Genomic DNA, 20,956 nt, shown 5'->3' on the forward strand with positions numbered 1-20,956 from the left:
GCTCATCGGAATACCCGCAATTGCACTGGCCGAAGTGGTGGTCGGCGCTGAGCTCATCAGCTGGGATTGGCTGGGCTCTGGATATGAGTGTCTTTGCGCGCACCCCCCGAGGGCGAGCACCGCAGCACAAGCCACAACACGACGGACCCAGATTCCGCGAGCCATCACCACACCGTCCTTCATCAGTGCCCAACCTGCACAGTTGATGTGTATGTTTGGGGAGAGTAGTTACTAATAGGTTTGTCTTTCTCGAGATTATTCGGATCATTCGGGTCCGGCACTACAAGTTGGGGCCAGCCGCTCGTGCGGACTGTGATCCGATCCGAGCCGTCCGGATTGGTGCTCATATCGGTGATCGAAGCCCCATAGGCCATAGGCGCGCGATATGTCGCCCCTTCTGGGGATCCCGCCGGAACCGGCGGAGACGGGGCGTTGACCACTCCGGCGATCAGCTGGGGCTGCCCTTTGAAGAGGTCTTCCGGGCGGTCTGCGACATACATCCGCACTCCCTCGCCGTTCTTCGCGTCAATGACGGCCCACTTGCCGCTCGGCAAGCGAGTGACCTGGTTCTCCCGGTCGCCGCCACCGGCATGTCCAGGGGCGCTCGGGGTGATCGGCTGCTCGGAGCCAGGGACCCTGTGCATGGAGTTCATCCATTTGTTCGGCGGGTCGCCCGGCTGGATCGGGTCCGACTTCCACACAGCCCTCGGCGACCCGTCGCTATTGCCCACATTGCCGACCGCGATCATGCAACGGGACTGGGGATCGTAGGCGAAACTCCCTTGGGAGATGTGCGAGTCAGGATTTCCAGACTCCTTGAGCGGCCCCAAAGGCTTCGGGTTCTTCGGGTCGCTCATGTCGAAGATCATCGTGTCAAGCCCCGCGTACTCCGCGACGCCGTCATCTGGCCCACCAGTCGGGAAGCTCATCGCGACCAAGGGGGTTTTGCCGTCCGGGCCGTAGTTCGCGCCGGTCGGCAATGCGCGCGGGTCAGAGCCGTCCGGATTTTTGGGGCCGCCCGGATTCGGGAACTGCACTGGCTGGCCATCCACCAAGGCCCCCATCGGCTCACTGCACCCCGGCGGAAGCGGCGGCGCCGCGTCCCCGGTGACCGTATGGCCCCAACCTGGGATTGTGACGTTCAAATCGGAGGGCGGATGATTGTCTTCGGGTTTGCTCCGTCCCGGTATGTCCCCGTTCTGCGTCACGACGATTGGCACTTCTTTCCCCTCGCCGTCCTTGACTGTCGGCTGCTCCTTCCAGAATTCCCGCTCGATCTCCCCGACTGCCTTGTTCAGCAGATCGGCGCCAGCCTTGTCCGCTGTGTCCCAGGCGTCCACCGCCTTGTGGATCAGGAATTGGGCGAGCTTGGCCGCCGCGAGGAAGGCCATGCTCAATCGCTCGATCAGATTGGTCGGCTCGACCTCCCAGTTGTCTTTGACTTTCAAGCCGATGGCTTCGGCTGCGTGAACCTCCTGGAGCACCGCTTTCGTCGCGGAGACCAAGCCATTGGCAGCCTGATCCAGCGACTGCCTGACTGCGTGGAATCGATCCACCTCCGCGTGCAGGCCCGCCAACTTCTTGGCGGTCTTCTCACGCTGCGCGTCTGCCGCCGCGCCTTGGAAATTCTGATCGATCGTCTTCTGCGCCGCCTCGATATGGGCGGACTGCTCCTGCAGTGCGCGGATGAGATCGCCCATCTCACGCTGCATCGCCTGCTCGAACTCGCCCGGCTTCATATGCTCAAGCTGCGACCTCGTCGGCCTCATGCTCTCCAACCCCTTCCAGCGCCGGGCAATCGCAACAATGTGCCCAGGGTAGCACCCGCGCTACGCTGTCTGTCCATGACGACCGATGCCCGGAGCTCCTGGTGAACGGTGACGGCTGGCATGCCGACTCGCGCAAGTGGGGCTATTACGAGGAAGAAGACGACGAGGACCATTTCGTCCAGCGCGCCGCCCCTCTGCCCTCGAGCCATGGCGACAGCGCCATGCCCCCTGCGCCAAAACAGGAGCCAGCCCGCCCTCACGCCAGCGCGGCGCTCGACCCTGCCGAGGCGGTCTCGGCAGCACAGCGGATGGCCGGGGACCTCGCGGCCCAGTCCAGCTCGTACCCAGGCATCTCGTGGGCGGTCAGCGTGCTTGAAGAAGCGGGGCAGGCGATCTTCTACGCGACGAGCAACGAGGGCGCGGGCTATCTGCCGCCGGGGCTTCGCTGGGACACCCGGCTCCAGCACGTCTTCGGGCCAGCTGTGCCGAGGACGCAGCTCCCGCTCTGGCTCGGCCTTGCGAATCCGGCCCGCACGGTAGCCGACCATTACTTTTTCCTCCGAGGTGTGCGGCCTGGGCTGCGGCTGCACGCGATCATCAGCACCCAACCTCCAGGCGAAGCCGTCGCCGCGATGCTGAGCAAGCTCGGCGCCACGAGCCTCCCGCCGACTGGCGCCGGGCCCGGAAGCCGTCCCGCACGTGCCGTGCATCGCTTGCACGCGGTGTCCGACGGAAATTGCGACGCGCTCATCGAAGCAATCCCCGTCCGTCAACTCTGGTCCGCAGGGCTGGATCTCGCAGAAGACGCGGCGCGGCGGCACGGGTACCGCAGACTGGAACCACAACTGGCAGCCGCGCTCGACGGCTTGCGCTCGGGCAGGGCGCACCCGGCCCAAGCAGACCACGCATGGCGGCGACTGTGGCAACTGACAGCCCAAGCGCAAGCCAGCCGCGTCCAGGACGCGCAACTTGGCCCGATCGAACCCGGATCGGGCAATCTCACCTTCCAGCAGGCGATCAGACTCGGCGCCGGTTTCGCCTATGCCGAGCCGTTCTTCACAGCCCGGACCACGGCAATCCTCTATCCCCTCTTGCGTTGCCGCATCTTCGACGAGCCGCTCGGCGAAGAGCAGCTCGCAGAAATGGCCTACGAGCACGCCTGCCTCGCTGACGATGTAGCGCCAGCCTGTGCCGTGCTCGCACGGCACAGCGCCACTGGCGAAGACGACTTGTGAACAACGAAAGCCTGATTTAGATTGGCGGCATCGGTCATATCGACAGAGGAGGCGGAGGATGAGCCGACCAGCTGGCTTGAGCGGCAGCGGGAAGATGTCCATCGAAGACCCCGCAGCCGTGCGCGGCGAGGCAGATCCAAGACTCGGGGCAGGCGATTGCCGCAACGGGCGCAAAGGTTGGTCTGGCGCAGCAAGCGGGCCGTGCTCTTCCCGGCGCCGATGTCGCCAAAGCCTGCTGCCGCCTGGAAGCGGATATCAAGAACCTCCTCGAATACCACGGGCGCTGGCCGGTGGAAGTCGGCGGGGACGTCCTCGCCGCCGTCGATGAGATCGGCCGCCAAGACGACGAGAACTCCGGTCATCTCAACATTCCCGTCTGACCGGGCTCTGGCGAGCTACGGCAAGGCTTGGGCCAGGGACGCGAAGGTGGTCTTGGGGCCGGTGTAGAACGGCACCTCCTCCCGCACATGGGTCCGTGCTTCGGTGGCCCGCAGGTCGCGCATCAGGTCGACGATCCTGTGCAGTTCGTCGGCTTCGAAGGCGAGCACCCACTCGTAGTCGCCGAGCGCGAAACTCGCGACGGTGTTGGCGCGCACGTCTTGATAGACGCGGGCGGCTTGGCCGTGCTCGGCGAGCATGGCGCGGCGTTCCTCGTCAGGCAGCAAATACCATTCGTACGAACGCACGAAGGGGTACACGCAGAGGTAGCCGCGCGCGGGTTCGCCTTTCATGAACGCCGGAACATGGGATTTGTTGAATTCCGCCGGCCGGTGCAGGGCCGCGGCGCTCCACACCGCGTCACTCGCCCTTCCGAGCGCCGTCGCGCGCCGAAACCCCTGATAAGCGGCTTGCAGAGACTCGACCCGCTCCGCATGCGTCCACAGCATGAAGTCCGCGTCCGCCCGCAGGCCGGAGACGTCGTACACGCCCCGCAGCTCGACGCCTTCTTGCGCCCGCTCCTCGAAAAACTCCAGCGCCTCAGCCCCGATTTTCTCCCGGTTCTCGTCGAGCTCCCCGGGGCGGACCCGGAACACGGAGAAGAAAAGGTACCGGATGGAGGAGTTCAGGGCCGCGTAGTCGAGTCGTTCTGCCATAACCGCCACTGTACGCGCCGCGCTCGGTCACTTTTCGAGGACATTTGCAACCTGTTCCGCCGCCGAGACAGCCGTGGCTGCGCACGCGCCGAGCCCGACTCCGCGGAGAAAGTTCCCGGCGATGGCCAGGCGCCCGGAGCTGGCCGCGCTGATCGCCGCGACCTTGCGGCCATGCTGGGGCGCGTACTGCGGCAGGGCCTGCGGGTAGCGTTCGACAACCCAGTCGAGCGGGGAGAGGCGTTTGTGGAAAAGACGGGTGAAATCCGAAGCCGCCCACGCGAGCAGCTGTTCGTCGGGCACATGGGACAGGTCCTCGCCGCACCGCCCGAACGAGGCCCGCAAGACGGGAGCGCCGAGGTGCGCCCATTTGTTCCCTGAAATCGTGAGCGCTTTCGCGCCGAGCCCCTCCCCTGACGCGACGAGCACTCCTGAGACGCCGTCGCAGTCGCCGAACGGCTCGGACCGGACGGCCACCACCACCGGGGAGGCCGTGGTTATCGACGCGGCGGCTTCCGCGGCGGAGTCGTCCACGCCGGCCAGCAGTCCGCTCAGGGCCGGGGCGCCAACGGCGAGCACCACGGCGTCGAATCCGCCGAACGGCTCGACCTGGAAACCCGAGCCTTCGGGGGCAATGGCGTTGACTGGCTGGCCGAGCAGCAGGTTTTCGGTGCCAATGGCGCTTTGCAGCGCTTGCACGAACACCTGGAGACCACCGCGGAAACTCCGGAACATCGGCCCTTGCGCGGTGCCCATGCCCGAGCGCGCAGCCTCGACAGCTCGGTTCAAACTCACCTGCTGCGCCTCCGCTGCCGCTTGCTCGTCCAGCCGCGCCGCGAGCTGGGGCAGGCCCGAACGGACCCCGATGGTCCACGAGTCCCCCGCGTAGATGCCGGAGAGAAGGGGATCGACCAGCCGCGACCGGACGTTCGCGCCGTGGACCGGCTCCACCAGCTCGCCGATGCTCATGTCGGCGCCGACCTCCCAATCCGTCGGCCGGTCCTGACGGATCAAGTCGAGGTCGTCGGCGCGCAGCAGCGTGGTGTCGACGTCGGGGCCGGGCAGGCCGAAATACGTCCCGGTCGGCAGCGGGTGTCTGCTGCCTGCGGCGAAGACGCTCGGCCGGGCCCCGCTCGATGACACGATCTGATCGGACAGGCCAAGCTCGTCCGCAAGACGGAACATGTCCGAGGCGTTCGCGAGGAAGGACTCCGCCCCGCCGTCCAACGGCTGACCGGCGAGCTCCACGCCGCGCAGGCAGCCTCCGGCCCGTTCGGAGCCGTCGATCACGACGATCTTCGCGTCCGATCCGAACCGCTTGCGCAGCTCATACGCGGCGACCAACCCGGTGACGCCCGCCCCGACAACAGCGATGGCGGTCATGCGCTGGGTGCGGTCTCATGCACGATGTCGACCACGGCGGTGAGCGCGTCGGGGTCGGTCTCCGGCAGCACGCCGTGGCCGAGGTTGAAGATGTGTCCGGCGGCGCCCGCGGCGAGCGCCGCGTCGGCGTCGGCGAGCACCCGCCTGGTCTGCGCCTCAAGCGCGGGCCGAGGCGCCAAAAGCAGCGCGGGGTCCAAGTTGCCTTGCAGCACCAGGCCTGAGCCGACTGCCCGAGCGGCGTCGACGAGGGGTGTGCGCCAGTCCACCCCGATCACTCGGGCTCCGCAGCCCGCCGTGGCCCCGAGAAGGTGGCCCGTGTTCACGCCGAAGTGGATGCCGGGCACGCCGAAGTCGGCGATCTCGGCGAACACCCGGCGGGTGTGCGGCAGGACATGGCGCTCGTAATCGGCCAAAGACAACGCCCCTGCCCAGGAATCGAAGACTTGCACCGCGTCCACGCCAGCGGCCAGCTGGACCCTGAGGAACGAGACGGTGAGGTCGGCGAGTTTCGAGAGCAACGCGGCGAAGACGTCCGGGGCTCCGGTCATCAGCGCCTTGGTCTTGGCGTGGTTTTTGCTCGGGCCGCCTTCCACCAGGTACGAAGCAAGGGTGAACGGCGCCCCGGCGAAGCCGATGAGCGGCGTGTGCCCCAATGCCGCGACCAGGGCCTTCACTGCCTTGGCCACCGGTTCCAGCCCCTCGGTCGAAGCGGGCGGCAACGCGTCGACGTCCGCCTGGCTCCCCACGGGCGCGTCCAGCACCGGGCCGACGCCAGGTTTGATGGTCACCCCCACGCCCGCTGTTTTCAACGGCACGACGATGTCGGAGAACAAAATCGCGGCGTCCACCCCGTGCCTGCGCAGCGGCTGGAGGGTGATCTCGCAGACCAGCTCCGGGTCGAGGCACGTCTCCAGCATGTCCCGACCGGCGCGCAACGCGCGGTACTCGGGCAGCGAGCGGCCCGCTTGGCGCATGAACCACACCGGCCTCCTGCTCGGGCGCTTTCCGGCGAGCGCGACAAGAAACGGCGAATCAGGGAGTTCGCGCCTCGGCGCGACGGGACTTCCAGCGGGAGCAGCAGACATCACTGACCACCTTAGCGGTGCGCCTTACCGAACTCGATACCCAGGTCAACTAGTGTGAACCATCGTGAGCGGACCGGCCCAAGGCATTGAGGAACCGCGGGTGTTCCGCGAAGCGGCAGAAGCGATGCGCGAAGCGGCTCATCGGCCCGAGATTTCACTGTCCCCGATCCGAGCCCCCGGCAAGCTCGCCCCGTACAGTTACGCCCTCGGAGCGGAGATCAGCGGAGACCCCGACTCCCCCACTGCGGTCGGAGAGGCGTTCGGCAGGCTGATCTTGCTGTACGACCCGGACGGCGCAGAAGTCTGGCAGTCCGTCTTCCGCCTCGTGGCGTACGTGCAGGCCGAGCTCGACGACGAGATCGCGGGCGACCCCCTGCTGCCCGAGGTGGCGTGGACGTGGCTCACCGAGGCGCTCGCCTCCGAAGAGACCGAGCACGTCGCGCTGGGCGGCACAGTGACCTCGGTCGCCTCCATCCGATACGGCGACATCGCGGGACCGGCGCGCGCCCACCAGCTTGAGCTGCGAGCGTCCTGGACCCCGGTGGGCGATCATTTCGGCGCGCACGTCGAAGCGTTCTGCTCCGTGCTCGAAGCAGCCTCCGGGCTCCCGCCGGTCGGCGTGGCCGAATTACGCCCAGGGCAACGATGAGCGAACCAGCCCGCGGAACTTCCCGGCGCCGAGTCCGAGAGCGCCGCCGCGCGGAGCCCCCGACCGCCGACGAACCGACGGGCGCCCCGATGCTCCTCTCCCCGGCTGAAGGCGTGCCTGCCGTCACCCGGTCGCCCGGTGATATCGCCGCGGCGGCACGGCGGCTTGCGGGCGGACAGGGCCCTTTGGCGGTGGACGCCGAACGGGCCTCCGGTTTCCGGTATTGGCCGAAGGCGTACCTGGTGCAGTTCCGCAGACAGGGCTCGGGGACGGTGCTGTTGGACCCGATCGGGCACCCCGAGGCGCTCGAGCCGTTGGCCGAAGCGGTGAACGGTTTGGAATGGGTGCTCCACGCCGCCGACCAGGACCTGCCGTGCCTGGCCGAATTGGGCCTGCGCCCAGCGAAGCTCTTCGACACCGAGCTCGGGGGGCGGATCGCAGGCTTTGAGCGGGTCGGACTCGCGGCGCTGGTGGAGGCCTTGCTCGGCGTCGGACTCGCCAAAGGGCATGGGGCGGCTGACTGGTCCCAGCGGCCCTTGCCGCCGGAGTGGCTCAACTACGCCGCCCTCGACGTGGAACTGCTCATCCCGATGCGCGAGGCTTTGCTCGCCGTGCTCGCCGAGCAGGGCAAAACGCAGTGGGCGCTCGAAGAGTTCGAACACGTTCGCACACGGCCGCCCAACCCCGCGAACCCGGAGCGCTGGCGGCGGACCGGCCGCATACATGAGGCGAAGGGCCGCCGCGCGCTCGCGGTGGTCCGCGAGCTCTGGCTCGCCAGGGAAGAACTCGCGAAAAAGCGCGACATCGCGCCGGGGCGAGTCCTGCCCGACACGGCGGTCGTCGCCGCGGCGAACAACACCCCCCTGATCGAAAGCCTCCGCGAGGACGCGAAACACGCGGCGGAGCCCTCGGGGCGCTCACAGGCGCTGCTGAAAGCTCTGCCTATTTTTTCGGGGCCGAACCAAATCAAAATGGCCGATTGGTGGCTCGGCGCGATTTTCCGCGGCGCGAACCTGCCAGAGGCAGCGTTGCCCCCCGTGCACCCGAAGCCTGCCACCGGCGACATGTCGGCGCGCAAGGGGCGCAACCCGCTTGAGGTCGCCGCAGCGAAATCTGCGCTGGCCGCCCTTTCGGAGCAGCACAAGACCCCGCAGGAGAATCTCCTTTCCCCGGAGACGGTGCGCAGGCTGTGCGCGTGGTACGCGGAGGACGAAGCGCGGCTGGCCGCTCTGCCGAAGGACGCGCTTGCCCAACAGGTGGACAGCTTTCTCGCCGAGCACGGCGCGCGGCGTTGGCAGCGGGGTGTGACCGCGGCCGGTTTGGCGGCGGCCTTGCTCATCGCCAGGGACGAAGCCGTCCGAGATGCAACCGCCGGGGCGGGCGAAACCGACGGAGAAACCGACGAGTGACTCCGGGCGCCGCGAGGCCAAGGCCGACAGCTTGCGGTTCACCGCCCGTTCGGGAAAACGCATTGGGGCGAAGCCCATGTGCGGCCGAGTCCGGCGGGAGGGATGACTGGCGCCTGTCGCGCGCTCGGCTGGCCCTGGCGGTCAGCGCTGCCCGCAGCCTCCGAGCAGAACTCGGATGAAGCCGAACCTCAGCGACGATTGGCGGGCGACGGCTCGGCGGGCCGCGAACCACACCCGCACGCGCCAAGGCGAGAAGCCTCAATCAGCCGTGTCGCCGCTCCTCCCGCTGGCGACAGCCCCATACGCGGCAGCCAACAGACCAGGGTCCGGCGACTCCAGCCTGCCGGGTTTCCCGAGGCCGTCGAGCACGACGAAGCGGCGCACCCCGCCCCGGTTCTTCTTGTCCGTGCCCATGATCGCGTGGAGCTCCTCAAAAGCGTCCGGGTCATAGGCCGTGGGCAGCCCCAACAGCTCCAACACCCGCTTGTGCCGGTCGGCGGTCTCATCGTCCAACCGCCCGGCGAGCCGGGCGAGCTCGGCAGCGTAGACCAAGCCCACTGAGACTGCCGCGCCATGGCGCCATTGGTAATTCTCCCGGCGCTCGATCGCGTGCCCGAGCGTGTGCCCGTAGTTGAGGATCTCGCGCTCCCAGCTCTCTTTGAAGTCGGCGGCGACCACACGGGCCTTCATGTGAATAGCGCGGACAACAAGCTCTTCGAACTGAGGCGTGGCCGCGTCAAGGGCTGCGACAGGGTTCGCCTCGATGATGTCGAGGATCTTCGGGTCGGCGATGAACCCGGCTTTGACGACCTCCGCCATGCCGCAGACCAGCTCGTTGCGGTTCAACGTCGCGAGGGTGTCGAGGTCGACGACCACCGAGCTCGGGTTGTGGAACACCCCGACGAGGTTTTTGCCCGCGTCGGTGTTGATCCCGGTCTTCCCGCCGACGGCTGCGTCCACCATCGCTTGGACGGTGGTCGGCACTTGCACGACGCTGACGCCGCGCATCCACGTCCCCGCGACGAACCCGGCGAGGTCGCCCGCCGCGCCGCCGCCGTAGCCGATCACCAGGTCCGAGCGGGTGAGGCCGATCTGGCCGAAGACGTCCCAACAGTACCCGGCCACCGCGAGAGACTTGCCGGCCTCGGCGTCGGGCAGTTCCAGGCGGTGCGCCGCTTGCCCTTGCGCTTCGATCGCTTTGCGCAGCTCCTCGGCGGGCTCGGCGAGCGAGGGCTGATGGATCACCGCGACTGTGGACGCAGACTGGGCCTCAGCGAGAATGTCCGCGGTCAGACCACGACCGACGCGCACTGTGTACGGCTCTGCCCCGCCGACTTCGATCACGGTGGGATGTGCGTTCGGGTGGCTCATGCCTGCTCCTGCGTGGTGGGGGCTTTTCGGTTCAACCGCCGTTCCAGCTCACGGACGATGCTGGAGGTCGGGCGGCCTTCGGCGCGCACCCGCAATGTCGCGAGGCTGCGATAGATCGGGGTGCGCTCCGCCAAAAGCTTGCGGTAACGCTCGTCAGAGTTCTCACCGGCGAGGATCGGACGATGCGTCCGCCGCGCGGTGCGGCGCACGCCTTCTGCGGCGCTGATTTGCAACCAGACCACGGTGTGGCCGCGCAACGCCTCTTGGGTTTTCGGCGAGAGCACCGCCCCGCCGCCGAGCGAGACCACGCCGTCATGCTCGGCCAGCGCGGTCGCGACGATGTGCTCCTCCAAGGCGCGGAAAGCGGGTTCGCCTTCCTGCGCGAAGATCTCCGTGATGGACTTGCCCGCTGCCCGCTCGATCTCCGCGTCCGCGTCTAGGACCTTGACTCCGAGCGCACGCGCGAGCCTGCGCCCGATGACCGATTTGCCACAGCCGGGGGCGCCGATCAGCACTGCGAGTGGAGGCATGGATTCCTCTGTCTTCATGAAGCGGGGGCTTGGCGCCGAAGCCGGTCCTGTATGCCCTGAAGATAACCCTGGGTGTTCCTTTTGGTCTCTTCAAGGCTGTCGCCGCCGAATTTCGCCAGCGCGGCGCGGGCGAGCACGAGCGCCACCATCGCCTCGGCGACCACGCCTGCGGCGGGCACCGCGCAGACGTCGGAGCGCTGGTGGATCGCGGCAGCGGCGTCGCCGGTCGCCATATCGACCGTGCGCAACGCCTTGGGCACGGTGGAAATCGGTTTCATCGCCGCCCGGACCCGCACCGGCTCCCCATTGGTCATGCCGCCTTCGAGGCCGCCCGCGCGGTTGCTCGCCCGCGTGACCGAGCCGTCGGACCCGAAAATCTCGTCATGGGCCTCGCTGCCGCGCCTGCGGGCGGTCGCGAAGCCGTCGCCGACCTCCACGCCTTTGATGGCCTGGATACCCATGAGGGCGGCGGCGAGCTGGGAGTCGAGCCGCTCCTCGCCGCTGACGAACGAACCGAGGCCGATCGGCAGGCCGTGCGCGACCACCTCGACGACCCCGCCGAGCGTGTCGCCGTCGCGCTTCGCCGCCTCGATCTCCGCGATCATCGAAGCCTCGGCGGCCGGGTCGTGCGTGCGCACCGGGCTCTCGTCGATCTTCTGCAGGAGGTCCGCGGCGGGGGGCTCGCCCACGTACGGGTCGCTGGCGCCAATGGAAACCACATGCGAGAGCACTTCGACGCCGAAAGCCTGGCGCAATAACGCCTTCGCGATCGCCCCGGCGGCCACCCGGGCCGCAGTCTCACGCGCGCTCGCGCGCTCGAGCACGGGCCGGGCGTCGTCGAAACCGAATTTGAGCATTCCCGCGAAATCCGCGTGGCCGGGCCTGGGGCGGGTCAGCGCTTCCCCTCTGGCGTTGTGGCGCAGCGCTTCGAGGTCCACCGGGTCTGGAGCCATCACTTGCTCCCACTTCGGCCACTCGGTGTTGCCGATCTGCACGGCGATCGGACCGCCGAGAGTGAGGCCGTGCCGGATGCCGGTGAGCAAGATGACTTCGTCTTGTTCGAAGCTCATCCGCGCGCCGCGCCCGTACCCGAGACGACGGCGGGCCAATTGCCCGCCGACATCCTCCGAGGTGACGGCGACACCCGCGACCATCCCTTCGAGGAGGGCGATCAGCGCCCGACCATGTGACTCGCCTGCAGTCGTCCATCGCAACACGTTCTTCATTCTCTCATCCGGCGCAAACGCCGACGACGAGACGCTGGAAATGCGTCAGACGGATTGGCGTTTGGTCATACCACGGCCGGGACAAGCACCACGTAGGCCGCAAGGCACATCGAAGCCCCATGCGCCACCGTGCTCGGCGGCGAACGTTGCCGCCGCATCAGCACAATGACCGCTGCGAGCGCGCTGAACAGGGACGACAGGAGCGCGACAAGCAGCACTGCGGGCGGGCGGACAGCGGCGCACAGCGCGCCGAGGCCGAACGCGAGCTTCACGTCGCCCGCGCCCATCGACGCGGGCGAGACGAGGTGGATCACAAAGTACGCGCCCGAGAAGCACAGCGCGCCGACGCATGCGGGCGAGCCTCGGCCAAGGACGAAGGCACTGGACACAATCGCCGCCGCCCCCGAAGCGGTGAGCATGTTCGGCAATCGCCGCACGGCGAGGTCGCTGACAGCGAGACAGCACAACCACCACGCAGCGGCTGCCGCCGCGAAAGCGGCAGGCCCGCACGCGGGCAGCGGCGCGAAAGCAACCGCGCACCCCGTCTCGCACCACCAGCGCGGCACCGCCCCGCCGAGCAGCTTCGACCCCGCCCGACCGGCGAGCAGACCACCGCAGAGCGCCATCAGAACCAGAATCGCGAACAACGCCATAGAGCAATCTTGCGGCGGGCGAAGCGGCTCCGAGACCAGTTCGGGGAATTTGTGGAATTCGAAGACGAGGCTGTGGATAGACTGGGGCCATGTCCGACAGCGCAGCCTCCTCCCTCGTTCTGACCGAGGTGGACGACCAGAACGTCGCCCATGTGGTCATCAACCGCCCGGAGAGGCACAACGCGATCAATCTGGACGTCCTCAACGGCCTGCGCGCGACGTTCAAAGGCCTCGCCAAAAACCGCGAACTGCGGGCCGTGCTGCTCAGCGGCGCAGGTCCGAGCTTCTCCTCCGGATTCGACACGTCTCTGTTCACCACGTCCTCTCCGGCGACTTCGGCCTACCGCATGCTCGGCACCACCAAGGCCGAGAACTGGTTCCAAGAGCCCATGTACGCGCTGCGCAGACTTCCCGTGCCGGTGATCGCGGTCATCCACGGCAACTGTTTCGGCGGCGGCGTCCAACTGGCGCTCGCGGCCGACTTCCGCTTCGCGCACCCTGAAGCCCAGCTGTCCATTCTTGAAGCGCGCCTGGGCCTGATCCCCGACCTGACTGCCAGCGTGACACTGCCCGAACTCGCCCGGATCGACCAGGTCAAGCGCCTCGCCATGACCGGAAAAGTGATCGGAGCCGCAGAAGCGGCCCAGCTCGGCCTGGTCACAGAGGTGGCTCAGGACCCCAAAGCCGCCGCGCTCGAGCTGGTCGCCGAACTCGCCGCCCGCTCCCCCGACGCGATCGCCGCCGGAAAGTTCCTGTTCCAAAACACCTGGACGCGCGGCCACCGACTGTCCTTGCTGGCCGAACGGGTGACACAGATGCGGCTGCTGTCGGGGAAGAACTTCCGCATCGCCAGCAAAGCTGTCGCCGAGAAAACTGTCCCGAAATTCCTGCCTCGAACGTGGTGAACAGCCACGACGGGCGACGATCCCAACTTGTCGGCTGGCTCTTCGTCTCGCCGAGCGCGATCGGGCTCGGCGCCTTCATGCTGTTCCCGGCCCTCGCAGTGCTGTGGCTCTCCACACAAGACTGGGATCTGATCGGGCCAAGCCGTTTTGTGGGCCTCGGGAACTGGCGGGCCGTGCTCACCGATCCGCAGTTCGGGCATTCCTTGCTGGTGACGATAGGCTTCACCGCTGTGGTGGTGCCCGCGCAAACGGCGCTGGGACTCTGGGTGGCGACCCTGCTCACCAAAGGACTGCGCGGTTCCTCGGTGTTTCGGACGGTCCTCGCCGTCCCGTGGGTCTGCGCGCCGCTGGCCCTCGCCCTCATCTGGAAATGGCTCCTCTCCCCCGCAGACGGCGCGATCAACGCCCTCACGGGTTCGCACGCCGAATGGCTCACCGACCCGAAACTCGCATTTCCCGCGGTGGCGGCGGTGAGCGTGTGGTCGCAGACCGGCTACGTGGCCTTGTTCTTCGTGGCGGGGCTTTACGCCATCCCCGAGGAGCTCGGGCAGGCCGCCTGCCTCGACGGGGCGAGCTCGCGCCAGCGGTTTTGGCGGATCACCCTCCCCCTGCTGCGGCCCACGCTGGTCTTCGTGTCGTTGACCGGGGTGATCAACGCGGTGCAGGTCTTCGACCTCGTCTACGGGCTGACTCGTGGCGGCCCGAACGGGAGCACCGACCTCGTCGCGCACCGGCTGTACTCGGAGGCGTTCGAAGTGGCGCGGCCCGGCAGGGCCGCTGTGATGGCCGTCGTGCTGGCGCTCGGGCTGATGCTGATCGCTGTGGCCACCCGGCGGGTCGCGGAAAGCAGGGCGGCGTATGCGCTCCGGTAGCCGCCCGGGCGAGGCCGCGCGGGCGTATCTGATCCTCGGCTTGGCTTCGCTGCTGGTCCTCGCCCCGTACGCGTTGTCGGTGCTCACTTCGTTCACAACGCCGCAGCAGTATTTCACGCGGCCCCCGCTGGCCCTTCCCGATCCGCCGACCGCCGAGAACTACCTGGCGCTCGGCCAAGCCGGGTTCGGGCGAGCCGCGCTCGTCACCGCATTGGTCGTCGCGTTCCTGTTGCTGGGGCAGATCGTCTTCTCCGCGATGGCCGCCTTCGCCTTCGCGCATCTGCGGTTCCGCGGCCGCGACGCCCTGTTCTGGGCATACCTCGCCACGCTGATGGTCCCGCCGGTCACCGCAGTCGTGCCCTGGTATCTCATCATGGGCGCGCTCGGGCTGCGCGGCACATTCTGGGCGCTCGTGCTGCCCTACGTCCTCGGCTCCCCCTATGCGGTGTATTTGCTGCGGGAGCACTTCCGGCAGATCCCCGAGGAGCTCATCACCGCGGCGCGGCTCGACGGCGCGAGCACCTTCGACGTTTTCTACCATGTGATCATGCCGGTTTCCCGGCCGGTCCTCGCCACGTTGGCGCTCATCACCGTGGTCGCGAACTGGAACAGCTTCCTGTGGCCGCTGATCGCGACTGCCGGCCCGAAATGGCAGGTGCTGTCCGTGGCGACGGCGAATTTGCAGTCCCGCGAGGCCGGGAACTGGACCTTGGTGACCGCGGCGACCACTGTCGCGATCCTGCCGCTGTTGGTTTGCTTCCTCCTGGCGGGGCGGGGCCTTGTCCGCTCCATCGCGTTGACAGGTTTGAAGTGATGGCGGGCTTGACATGATGGCAGGGTGCTCGTGGTGAAGCAGTCGACAAAAGGGGCGATCGCCTTTGTGGCGGCGTTCGCGCTGCTCATCGTCGCGGCAATGTGGCTGGGCCGCGAACAGGCCGACGGGCGCACTGTTGTCACCGTGCGGCTGTGGGACAAGGCAGTCGCCGCCGCCTACCGAACATCTCTCGACGAGTTCGAGCGCAGACACCCGCAGATCCATGTGGATGTGCGAGTGGTGGCCTATGCGAACTACGCGATCAAGTTGCGCACCGACGTCGCCGGGGACGGCGCGGACGACCTGTTCTGGGTGGACGGGACGTATTTCGGCGACTACGCGCAGGCGGGCAAGCTCCGGTCGGTGGACGACGCTCTGGGGCCGGGCGCGAAAACCGCCTGGGCGCCCGCCGTGGTCGAACAGTTCAGCCGAGACGGCACGCTGTGGGCCGTCCCCCAGCTCTGGGACCCCGGCGTCGTCTTGTACTACAACAAAACCCTGCTCGCCAAAGCGGGCGTCAGCGCGCAGGATCTCGCCGCCGCGCGTTGGGACCCCGACCCGGCGCGCGATTCGTTCCTGCCGCTCGTGCAGAAGCTCGCCGAACGAAGCTCGTGGGGTTTCGGCGCGTTCGAAGACTTGCAGAGCACCATCTTGCCGTTCATCGGGTCAGCGGGCGGGCAACTGCAAGACGGCGAGCGGTTCGTCCTGGAAAACCCCAAGACGCAGACCGCGCTGCAGTACGTTGTGGACCTCATCAATCGATGGCATGTCGCGCCCTCGGCGGGCGACACGAACATCAACCCTGGTTTCACACTGGAGCAGTTCTTGCACGGCAAGCTGGCAATTTTCGAGTCGGGGCCCTATAACCTCGCGACAATCCACCAGAACGCGGACTTCCCTTGGGGTCTGACCGCCGCGCCAGCCGGTCCCGCCGGACGGGCGACCGTCGCCAACGGCGTTTCGGTCGCCCTGAACGCGCGCTCGCCGCATCCGGAAGCCGCCCGCGAGGTGTTGGCCTGGTTGGGCTCCGCCGAGGCGAACGCCGCGCTCGGCGAAAGCGGCGCGGCGGTTCCGGCCGTCACCCTGGCGACCGGCAGTTGGACCAAGCACTGGCAGGACCTCGGGGTGGACACGGAGCCGTTTTTCGCCGTGCCCGCCCGGATCCCCTCCCCGCGCGGCGCGCGCTTTGCCGCCGCCGCGCAAGCGGGCAAACCGATCCTGGACGAGATGTTCTCCGGGCGCCTCGCGGTGCCGGAAGCAGCCCGCCGCTACGACGCGACGGCCAATGAGGTCATCAGCTCCTGAGCCCCGGTCGCGGCAAACGCCGTGCCCCACGGCCGGCCTCCTAGCCCGAGCCCGCCGGAGCACGTGCAGGCGAAAACCTAGTCCTCGTCCCGCAGGCGGTCCTTGAGCGGGAGATGCTTAGGGTCGAGCGGCAGGTTCGCGACCACGGGGAAATTGCCGGTGTAGCCCACCCGCTCCTGCGCGATCGCGTGCACCCGGTCGCGCAACAGGAACCAACCGAGGATCAAAAGCGGCAGCAGCACGACGAAGAAAGTGGCCACCGTGATCGTGCCCTCGTATCTCCTGATGAACACCGTCTCGGTCTCTTTCGGCAGGGCCATGAGCACGAGGACGAGCACAAGGAAGACGAGGGTGGCGTACCCGGTGTAGGGGGCCCCGAACATCTTGAAGTCCGGCCGCACAGCCAATCCCTGCTTGCTCAGTTTGTAGAACTTCAACTGGCACAGGACGATCGAGGCCCAACTGGCCAGGATGCCGATGGAAGCCATCTCGGTGGCGATGCTGAACACTTCGGCCGCGTCTTCGATCAGGTAGTTCAGGATCACGCCGACCAAAGCGACGCTGCTGGTGAGCAGGATGCCCGGATACGGCACGCCTCGGGTGTTGATGCCGGTCATGAACGACGGCGCGCTGCCGTTCATCGCCATCGAGCGGATGATGCGGCCTGTGGAGTACAGCCCCGCGTTCAGGCTCGACATCGCGGAGGTGATGACCACGGCGTTCATCACGTCGCCCGCGTGCGGCACGCCAAGGGTGGAGAAGAAAGTGACGAACGGGCTGCCGCCGCCGTACTGGGCGTAGGGCACGAGGAGGCCGAGCAGCACCAAGGAGCCGACATAAAAGACCGCCACCCGCACAATGACCGAGTTGATGGCCTTCGGCATGACCTTCTCCGGGTCTTTCGCCTCGCCCGCCGCGGTGCCGACCATCTCCGATCCCGCGTACGCGAAGACAACAGTGGACAGCACGAGGAGCAACGGGATCACGCCCCTGGGGAACCAGCCGCCGGAACTGCTCACCATGCCCAAACCGGGCGTCCAATGGCTTTGTCCGTCAGCCGTGCCGAGTTTGACGCCCCACAGGACCACGATGAGTCCGACCGTGAGGAACGCGGTGAGCGCGATGACCTTGACGAGCGCCGCCCAGAACTCCATCTCGCCGAACCACTTCACCGAGATCATGTTCACCGTGAGCACGACGGCGAGCGCCGCCAACGCCCACACCCATGACGGCACCTCGGAGGTCGGCACCCAGACGCTGATGTACTGCGCGACGGCGCTGGTGTCGCCGATGCCGGTCATGGCCCAGTTCAAAAAGAACATCCAGCCGACCGCGTACGCGGCTTTCTCGCCCAAGAACTCGCGCGAGTACGACACGAACGAGCCCGACGAGGGCCGGTGCAGCACCAGCTCGCCCAAGGCGCGCAGGATGAAAAAGAGGAAGATCCCACAGAGGCCGTACGCGAGGAACAGGCCGGGGCCACGCTCGTGCAGGCGCAGCCCGGAGCCGAGGAAAAGCCCCGTGCCGATCGCGCCGCCGATGGCGATCATCTGGATCTGCCGGTTGCCGAGCCCTTTGTGATAGCCCTGTTCCTCTTGGGCCAAAAAGGAGTTGTCCGGCGTTCCCTGATCGATAGGTGCGGTCAAATCTCTCTTTTCCTCGCGTCTCTCTTCTGCGCACACGCCTGCAGCCCAGGCGTCCCGCCGAGCTTAGTCTTAGGCCTGCGGATCTTTGAACGGCAGGTTCTGCGGGTCCAAGGGCAAGTTCGCGACGACGGGGAACTTGCCGGTGTACCCCATCCGTTCCTGCGCGATGGCGTGCACCCGGTCCCGCAGCAAGAACCATCCGGCGACAAGGATCGGCACAAACACGAAGAAGAACGCGCCGACCGTGATCGTGCCCTCGTATTTCTTGATGAAGTCGGTCTCGCCCGATTTCGGCAAACCCATGATGACCACGACCGCGGCGAGGAACACGAGCGTGGCGTAGTTGCTGTACGGGGCCCAGGGCATGCGGAACGACGGACGCACAGCCAGGCCTTGTTTGGCGAGTTTGAAGAATTGGAGTTGGCAGACGACAATCGAGGCCCAGCCGCCCATGACGCCGATCGACGCCATCTCGATCGCGATGCTGAACACTTCTTTGGCGTCTTGCAGCAGGTAGTTGAGCAGCACGCCGACCACCGTGAAAAAGCACGTCAGGAGGATGCCCGGGTAAGGAACGCCGCTGGAGTTCATCTTTGAGAGGCGTTCGGGCGCGCTGCCGTTCATGGCCATCGAGCGGATGATGCGGCCTGTGGAGTACAGCCCCGCGTTCAGGCTCGACATCGCGGAGGTGATGACCACGGCGTTCATCACGTCGCCCGCCCATGGGGCTCCGAGGCTGGAGAAGAATGTGACGAACGGGCTGCCGCTGCCGTAGTTCAGGTAGGGCACCAGCAGCGCCAAAAGCGCCACCGAGCCCATGTAGAAGAAGACGATCCGGAACAGCACCGCGTTGATGGCCTTCGGCATGACATGCTCCGGGTCCTTGGCCTCGCCCGCCGCCGTGCCGACCAGCTCCACCGCCGAGTAGGCGAAGACCACGCTGGAGAGCACCACGAAAAGCGAGAAGTACCCGTGCGGGAACCAACCGCCTGGGGTGTTCGCGACCATGGCGACGCCGGTGTGCCATTCGGCGACCGCGGCCGCGGGCTCGCCTGGCGGCGTGTAGGCGGTCAAGTGCAGCCCCCAGACGAGCACGACCACGCCGACGACAAGAAACGTCACGAGGGCGATGACTTTGACCAGCGCCGCCCAGAACTCCATCTCGCCGAACCACTTCACCGAGATCATGTTCACCGAGAGCACGATGACCAGCGCCAAGAGCGCCCACACCCATCCTGGGACGACGTCGGTTTTCACCCACCGCCCGATATAGCCCGCGATGGCGCTGGTGTCCGCTATCGACGTCATGGCCCAGTTCAAAAAGACCATCCAGCCGACCGCGTACGCGGCTTTCTCGCCCAAGAACTCGCGCGAGTACGACACGAACGAGCCCGACGAGGGCCGGTGCAGCACCAGCTCGCCCAAGGCGCGCAGGATGAAAAAGACGAACAAGCCGCACAGGCCGTACGCGAGGAACAGGCCCGGGCCCGCGCTGTGCAGTTTGAGGCCCGCCCCCATGAACAGTCCCGTGCCGATCGCGCCGCCAATGCCGATCATCTGGATCTGCCGGTTGCCGAGCCCTTTGTGATAGCCCTCGTCTTCTTTGGCCAAGTACGCATCCGCCGGAACTGCGGTATTCGTGTTATCCGTTGGTACGGTCAAACGCTGTGTCCTTACGTTCGAGACGAATGAAAGTGCTTTGACGATATCGTGTCGTGTGACCCGCGCCCAACCTTGTGTGTTAATACCATGTTACATGTCACAAGAGATCGTGCCATATCACCCGACAGCGCGGTACTGCAGGACTCTGAGGAGCACGTCGGCGAACTCCCCGCAGCTCCGGTAGCGCGCCCCAGGGGCTTTGGCGAGGGCCTTGTGCAACACCGAGTCCACAGCGGGCGGCAGCCACGGCGCGCGCTGGCGGGCGCTCGGCGGCGCCGATTTCAGGTGCGCGCCCGCCACCGCCCATGTGGTTCCCTTCGGGAACGGCGGCTTCCCGGTCAACAGCTCCATCGCGCTCGCCGCGAGGGCGTACTGATCCGTGGCCGGGCCGATGGGGCCGTAATCCCCGCGCCGCGCGGTGAGCAGCTCGGGCGCGGCGTACGGCAGCGAGGCGAGGCGGTTCGCGTGGCCCGCTCCGTCGACGATCTCCTCGGCGCAGCCGAAGTCGCTCAGATACACCGTGAAGTCCGGGCTCAGGGCGACCAACAGGTTGGCGGGCTTGACGTCCAAATGCACGACACGATGGGCGTGGGCGCCCTCCAACGCCGACGCGGTTTGGCGGAGCAAAATCTCGAACCTGCCCAAATCCGGGATCTCTGCGCGTTTGGGGATCAGCGCCGAGGCGCTGTGCTGCGCGACCACGGGGAAGCTGAGCCACAAGGTGCGCAGCGTCTCGCCCAGCTCGGTCGGCACCAGGATGTTGGGATGTTCCAAGTTGCGCGTCACCACGTACTCGTGCGCGAACTGATCGCGCTCGGCGGGAATGCCCGCGTACGCGGGGAAGAGGATCTTGAGCGCTTCGAACCGTTGGGTCAGCGGCTCGCGCACGGCGTAGACCTCGGCGCGTCCGCCCCGGCCCAGGAACGACACCACCTGTCGGGAGGCGAACCAATCGCCCGGAGCGAGCAGCCTGCCGTCAGGCTTTTGCTCAAACAGAGGACTTCTCGGGGTCTCCCGCCTCCACAGGGTTCAGGATCTGAACGACTGACCGGGTGAGCGCCGCCTCGAAGAGCGGGCCCAGTTTCTGCAGCACCGGCCCCCCAAGGTGCGCGTCCAACGCCTCTCGGCTCGACCAACGCTCCACGAACACGAACACCTCGTCGTTCTCATTAAGGCTGTAGAGCTCGCAGCCATGCTCCGGGTGCGTGGCCTCGACCGCGTCGACGAGCGCGGATCGGACCTCGTCGCGACGATCCGGCTTCGGCGTGAGGACGGCGACCACGACAACACTCATGGATGTATGTTAACCCCATGTCCGCAGCCCTCGCCGCTGGAGCTGCTTTTCGGCCCC

General features: G+C 67.1%; 19 protein-coding genes. 7 read left to right on the forward strand and 12 right to left on the reverse strand.

Annotated elements, in window-relative coordinates; all coding sequences use genetic code 11:
• Window positions 1-182: 182 nt before the first annotated feature.
• A complete protein-coding gene (locus SROT_RS09570) occupies window positions 183-1,769 on the reverse strand; it encodes a hypothetical protein (protein ID WP_148223408.1) in 1,587 nt (528 codons plus the stop codon).
• Window positions 1,770-1,870: 101 nt separating this feature from the next.
• On the opposite strand from SROT_RS09570, the gene SROT_RS09575 reads away from it, so the two are divergent.
• Complete coding sequence (locus SROT_RS09575) at window positions 1,871-3,004, forward strand: hypothetical protein (protein ID WP_041407155.1); 1,134 nt, start codon at window positions 1,871-1,873, stop codon at window positions 3,002-3,004.
• Window positions 3,005-3,399: 395 nt separating this feature from the next.
• On the opposite strand, the gene hemQ is transcribed toward SROT_RS09575, so the two are convergent.
• The 3 genes from hemQ to hemE are packed head-to-tail and all read right to left on the reverse strand — an operon-like array spanning window position 3,400 to window position 6,563.
• Complete coding sequence (gene hemQ / locus SROT_RS09580; protein ID WP_013138828.1) at window positions 3,400-4,098, reverse strand: hydrogen peroxide-dependent heme synthase; 699 nt, start codon at window positions 4,096-4,098, stop codon at window positions 3,400-3,402.
• Between the two features lie 27 nt (window positions 4,099-4,125).
• Window positions 4,126-5,478 (reverse strand): protoporphyrinogen oxidase, encoded by a 1,353-nt coding sequence (gene hemG / locus SROT_RS09585; RefSeq protein WP_013138829.1) that lies wholly within the window; start codon window positions 5,476-5,478, stop codon window positions 4,126-4,128.
• Window positions 5,475-6,563 (reverse strand): uroporphyrinogen decarboxylase, encoded by a 1,089-nt coding sequence (hemE, locus tag SROT_RS09590; protein ID WP_013138830.1) that lies wholly within the window; start codon window positions 6,561-6,563, stop codon window positions 5,475-5,477. The genes hemG and hemE overlap by 4 nt, the downstream gene beginning before the upstream one ends.
• Window positions 6,564-6,627: 64 nt before the next feature.
• Here hemE and SROT_RS09595 point away from each other — a divergent pair, with 64 nt between their 5' ends.
• Both SROT_RS09595 and SROT_RS09600 read left to right on the forward strand, forming a co-directional pair.
• Window positions 6,628-7,212 carry a DUF3000 domain-containing protein gene (locus tag SROT_RS09595; RefSeq protein WP_148223409.1) on the forward strand — a complete coding sequence of 195 codons (585 nt, stop codon included), beginning with the start codon at window positions 6,628-6,630 and terminating at the stop codon, window positions 7,210-7,212.
• Window positions 7,209-8,621, forward strand: a complete 1,413-nt coding sequence (locus SROT_RS09600) for an HRDC domain-containing protein (RefSeq protein ID WP_013138832.1) — start codon at window positions 7,209-7,211, stop codon at window positions 8,619-8,621. The genes SROT_RS09595 and SROT_RS09600 overlap by 4 nt, the downstream gene beginning before the upstream one ends.
• 258 nt (window positions 8,622-8,879) lie before the next feature.
• On the opposite strand, the gene aroB is transcribed toward SROT_RS09600, so the two are convergent.
• From aroB to SROT_RS09620, 4 genes are all read right to left on the reverse strand, one after another.
• Window positions 8,880-9,992, reverse strand: coding sequence for a 3-dehydroquinate synthase (aroB, locus tag SROT_RS09605; protein ID WP_013138833.1), 1,113 nt, complete (start codon window positions 9,990-9,992; stop codon window positions 8,880-8,882).
• The gene (locus SROT_RS09610; RefSeq protein ID WP_013138834.1) at window positions 9,989-10,522 is read right to left on the reverse strand and encodes a shikimate kinase; all 534 of its coding nucleotides are present in this window, start codon (window positions 10,520-10,522) and stop codon (window positions 9,989-9,991) included. The genes aroB and SROT_RS09610 overlap by 4 nt, the downstream gene beginning before the upstream one ends.
• Window positions 10,523-10,536: 14 nt before the next feature.
• Window positions 10,537-11,739, reverse strand: coding sequence for a chorismate synthase (gene aroC / locus SROT_RS09615; RefSeq protein ID WP_049773425.1), 1,203 nt, complete (start codon window positions 11,737-11,739; stop codon window positions 10,537-10,539).
• Window positions 11,740-11,813: 74 nt separating this feature from the next.
• Window positions 11,814-12,401 carry a prepilin peptidase gene (locus SROT_RS09620; protein ID WP_013138836.1) on the reverse strand — a complete coding sequence of 196 codons (588 nt, stop codon included), beginning with the start codon at window positions 12,399-12,401 and terminating at the stop codon, window positions 11,814-11,816.
• 89 nt (window positions 12,402-12,490) lie between these two features.
• Here SROT_RS09620 and SROT_RS09625 point away from each other — a divergent pair, with 89 nt between their 5' ends.
• The 4 genes from SROT_RS09625 to SROT_RS09640 are packed head-to-tail and all read left to right on the forward strand — an operon-like array spanning window position 12,491 to window position 16,297.
• Window positions 12,491-13,306, forward strand: a complete 816-nt coding sequence (locus SROT_RS09625) for a crotonase/enoyl-CoA hydratase family protein (RefSeq protein WP_013138837.1) — start codon at window positions 12,491-12,493, stop codon at window positions 13,304-13,306.
• Window positions 13,300-14,178 carry a carbohydrate ABC transporter permease gene (locus SROT_RS09630; protein WP_013138838.1) on the forward strand — a complete coding sequence of 293 codons (879 nt, stop codon included), beginning with the start codon at window positions 13,300-13,302 and terminating at the stop codon, window positions 14,176-14,178. The genes SROT_RS09625 and SROT_RS09630 overlap by 7 nt, the downstream gene beginning before the upstream one ends.
• The gene (locus SROT_RS09635) at window positions 14,165-14,992 is read left to right on the forward strand and encodes a carbohydrate ABC transporter permease (RefSeq protein ID WP_013138839.1); all 828 of its coding nucleotides are present in this window, start codon (window positions 14,165-14,167) and stop codon (window positions 14,990-14,992) included. The genes SROT_RS09630 and SROT_RS09635 overlap by 14 nt, the downstream gene beginning before the upstream one ends.
• 30 nt (window positions 14,993-15,022) lie before the next feature.
• The gene (locus SROT_RS09640; RefSeq protein ID WP_013138840.1) at window positions 15,023-16,297 is read left to right on the forward strand and encodes an ABC transporter substrate-binding protein; all 1,275 of its coding nucleotides are present in this window, start codon (window positions 15,023-15,025) and stop codon (window positions 16,295-16,297) included.
• 77 nt (window positions 16,298-16,374) lie between these two features.
• Here SROT_RS09640 and SROT_RS09645 read toward each other — a convergent pair whose 3' ends face one another.
• From SROT_RS09645 to SROT_RS09660, 4 genes are all read right to left on the reverse strand, one after another.
• Window positions 16,375-17,847: an amino acid permease gene (locus SROT_RS09645; RefSeq protein WP_148223583.1), complete on the reverse strand. Its 1,473-nt coding sequence runs from the start codon at window positions 17,845-17,847 to the stop codon at window positions 16,375-16,377.
• 165 nt (window positions 17,848-18,012) lie between these two features.
• Window positions 18,013-19,605, reverse strand: a complete 1,593-nt coding sequence (locus SROT_RS09650) for an amino acid permease (protein ID WP_013138842.1) — start codon at window positions 19,603-19,605, stop codon at window positions 18,013-18,015.
• Between the two features lie 117 nt (window positions 19,606-19,722).
• Window positions 19,723-20,538, reverse strand: a complete 816-nt coding sequence (locus tag SROT_RS09655) for a serine/threonine-protein kinase (protein WP_245535282.1) — start codon at window positions 20,536-20,538, stop codon at window positions 19,723-19,725.
• A gap of 55 nt (window positions 20,539-20,593) precedes the next feature.
• Window positions 20,594-20,899, reverse strand: a complete 306-nt coding sequence (locus tag SROT_RS09660; protein WP_013138844.1) for a putative quinol monooxygenase — start codon at window positions 20,897-20,899, stop codon at window positions 20,594-20,596.
• Between the last annotated feature and the right edge of the window lie 57 nt (window positions 20,900-20,956).

Origin of the sequence: Segniliparus rotundus DSM 44985, assembly GCF_000092825.1 — a bacterium.
GTDB lineage: Bacteria > Actinomycetota > Actinomycetes > Mycobacteriales > Mycobacteriaceae > Segniliparus > Segniliparus rotundus.

What these genes read in the sequence shown, in the direction of transcription:
- SROT_RS09645 (WP_148223583.1), bottom strand. Translation starts at nt 17,847, where the DNA reads ATGATCGCCATCGGCGGCGCGATCGGCACGGGGCTTTTCCTCGGCTCC.
- SROT_RS09660 (WP_013138844.1), bottom strand. Translation starts at nt 20,899, where the DNA reads ATGAGTGTTGTCGTGGTCGCCGTCCTCACGCCGAAGCCGGATCGTCGC.
- SROT_RS09620 (WP_013138836.1), bottom strand. Translation starts at nt 12,401, where the DNA reads ATGGCGTTGTTCGCGATTCTGGTTCTGATGGCGCTCTGCGGTGGTCTG.
- SROT_RS09625 (WP_013138837.1), top strand. Translation starts at nt 12,491, where the DNA reads ATGTCCGACAGCGCAGCCTCCTCCCTCGTTCTGACCGAGGTGGACGAC.
- SROT_RS09635 (WP_013138839.1), top strand. Translation starts at nt 14,165, where the DNA reads ATGCGCTCCGGTAGCCGCCCGGGCGAGGCCGCGCGGGCGTATCTGATC.
- hemG (WP_013138829.1), bottom strand. Translation starts at nt 5,478, where the DNA reads ATGACCGCCATCGCTGTTGTCGGGGCGGGCGTCACCGGGTTGGTCGCC.
- SROT_RS09610 (WP_013138834.1), bottom strand. Translation starts at nt 10,522, where the DNA reads ATGCCTCCACTCGCAGTGCTGATCGGCGCCCCCGGCTGTGGCAAATCG.
- SROT_RS09570 (WP_148223408.1), bottom strand. Translation starts at nt 1,769, where the DNA reads ATGAGGCCGACGAGGTCGCAGCTTGAGCATATGAAGCCGGGCGAGTTC.
- aroB (WP_013138833.1), bottom strand. Translation starts at nt 9,992, where the DNA reads ATGAGCCACCCGAACGCACATCCCACCGTGATCGAAGTCGGCGGGGCA.
- hemQ (WP_013138828.1), bottom strand. Translation starts at nt 4,098, where the DNA reads ATGGCAGAACGACTCGACTACGCGGCCCTGAACTCCTCCATCCGGTAC.
- hemE (WP_013138830.1), bottom strand. Translation starts at nt 6,563, where the DNA reads ATGTCTGCTGCTCCCGCTGGAAGTCCCGTCGCGCCGAGGCGCGAACTC.
- SROT_RS09600 (WP_013138832.1), top strand. Translation starts at nt 7,209, where the DNA reads ATGAGCGAACCAGCCCGCGGAACTTCCCGGCGCCGAGTCCGAGAGCGC.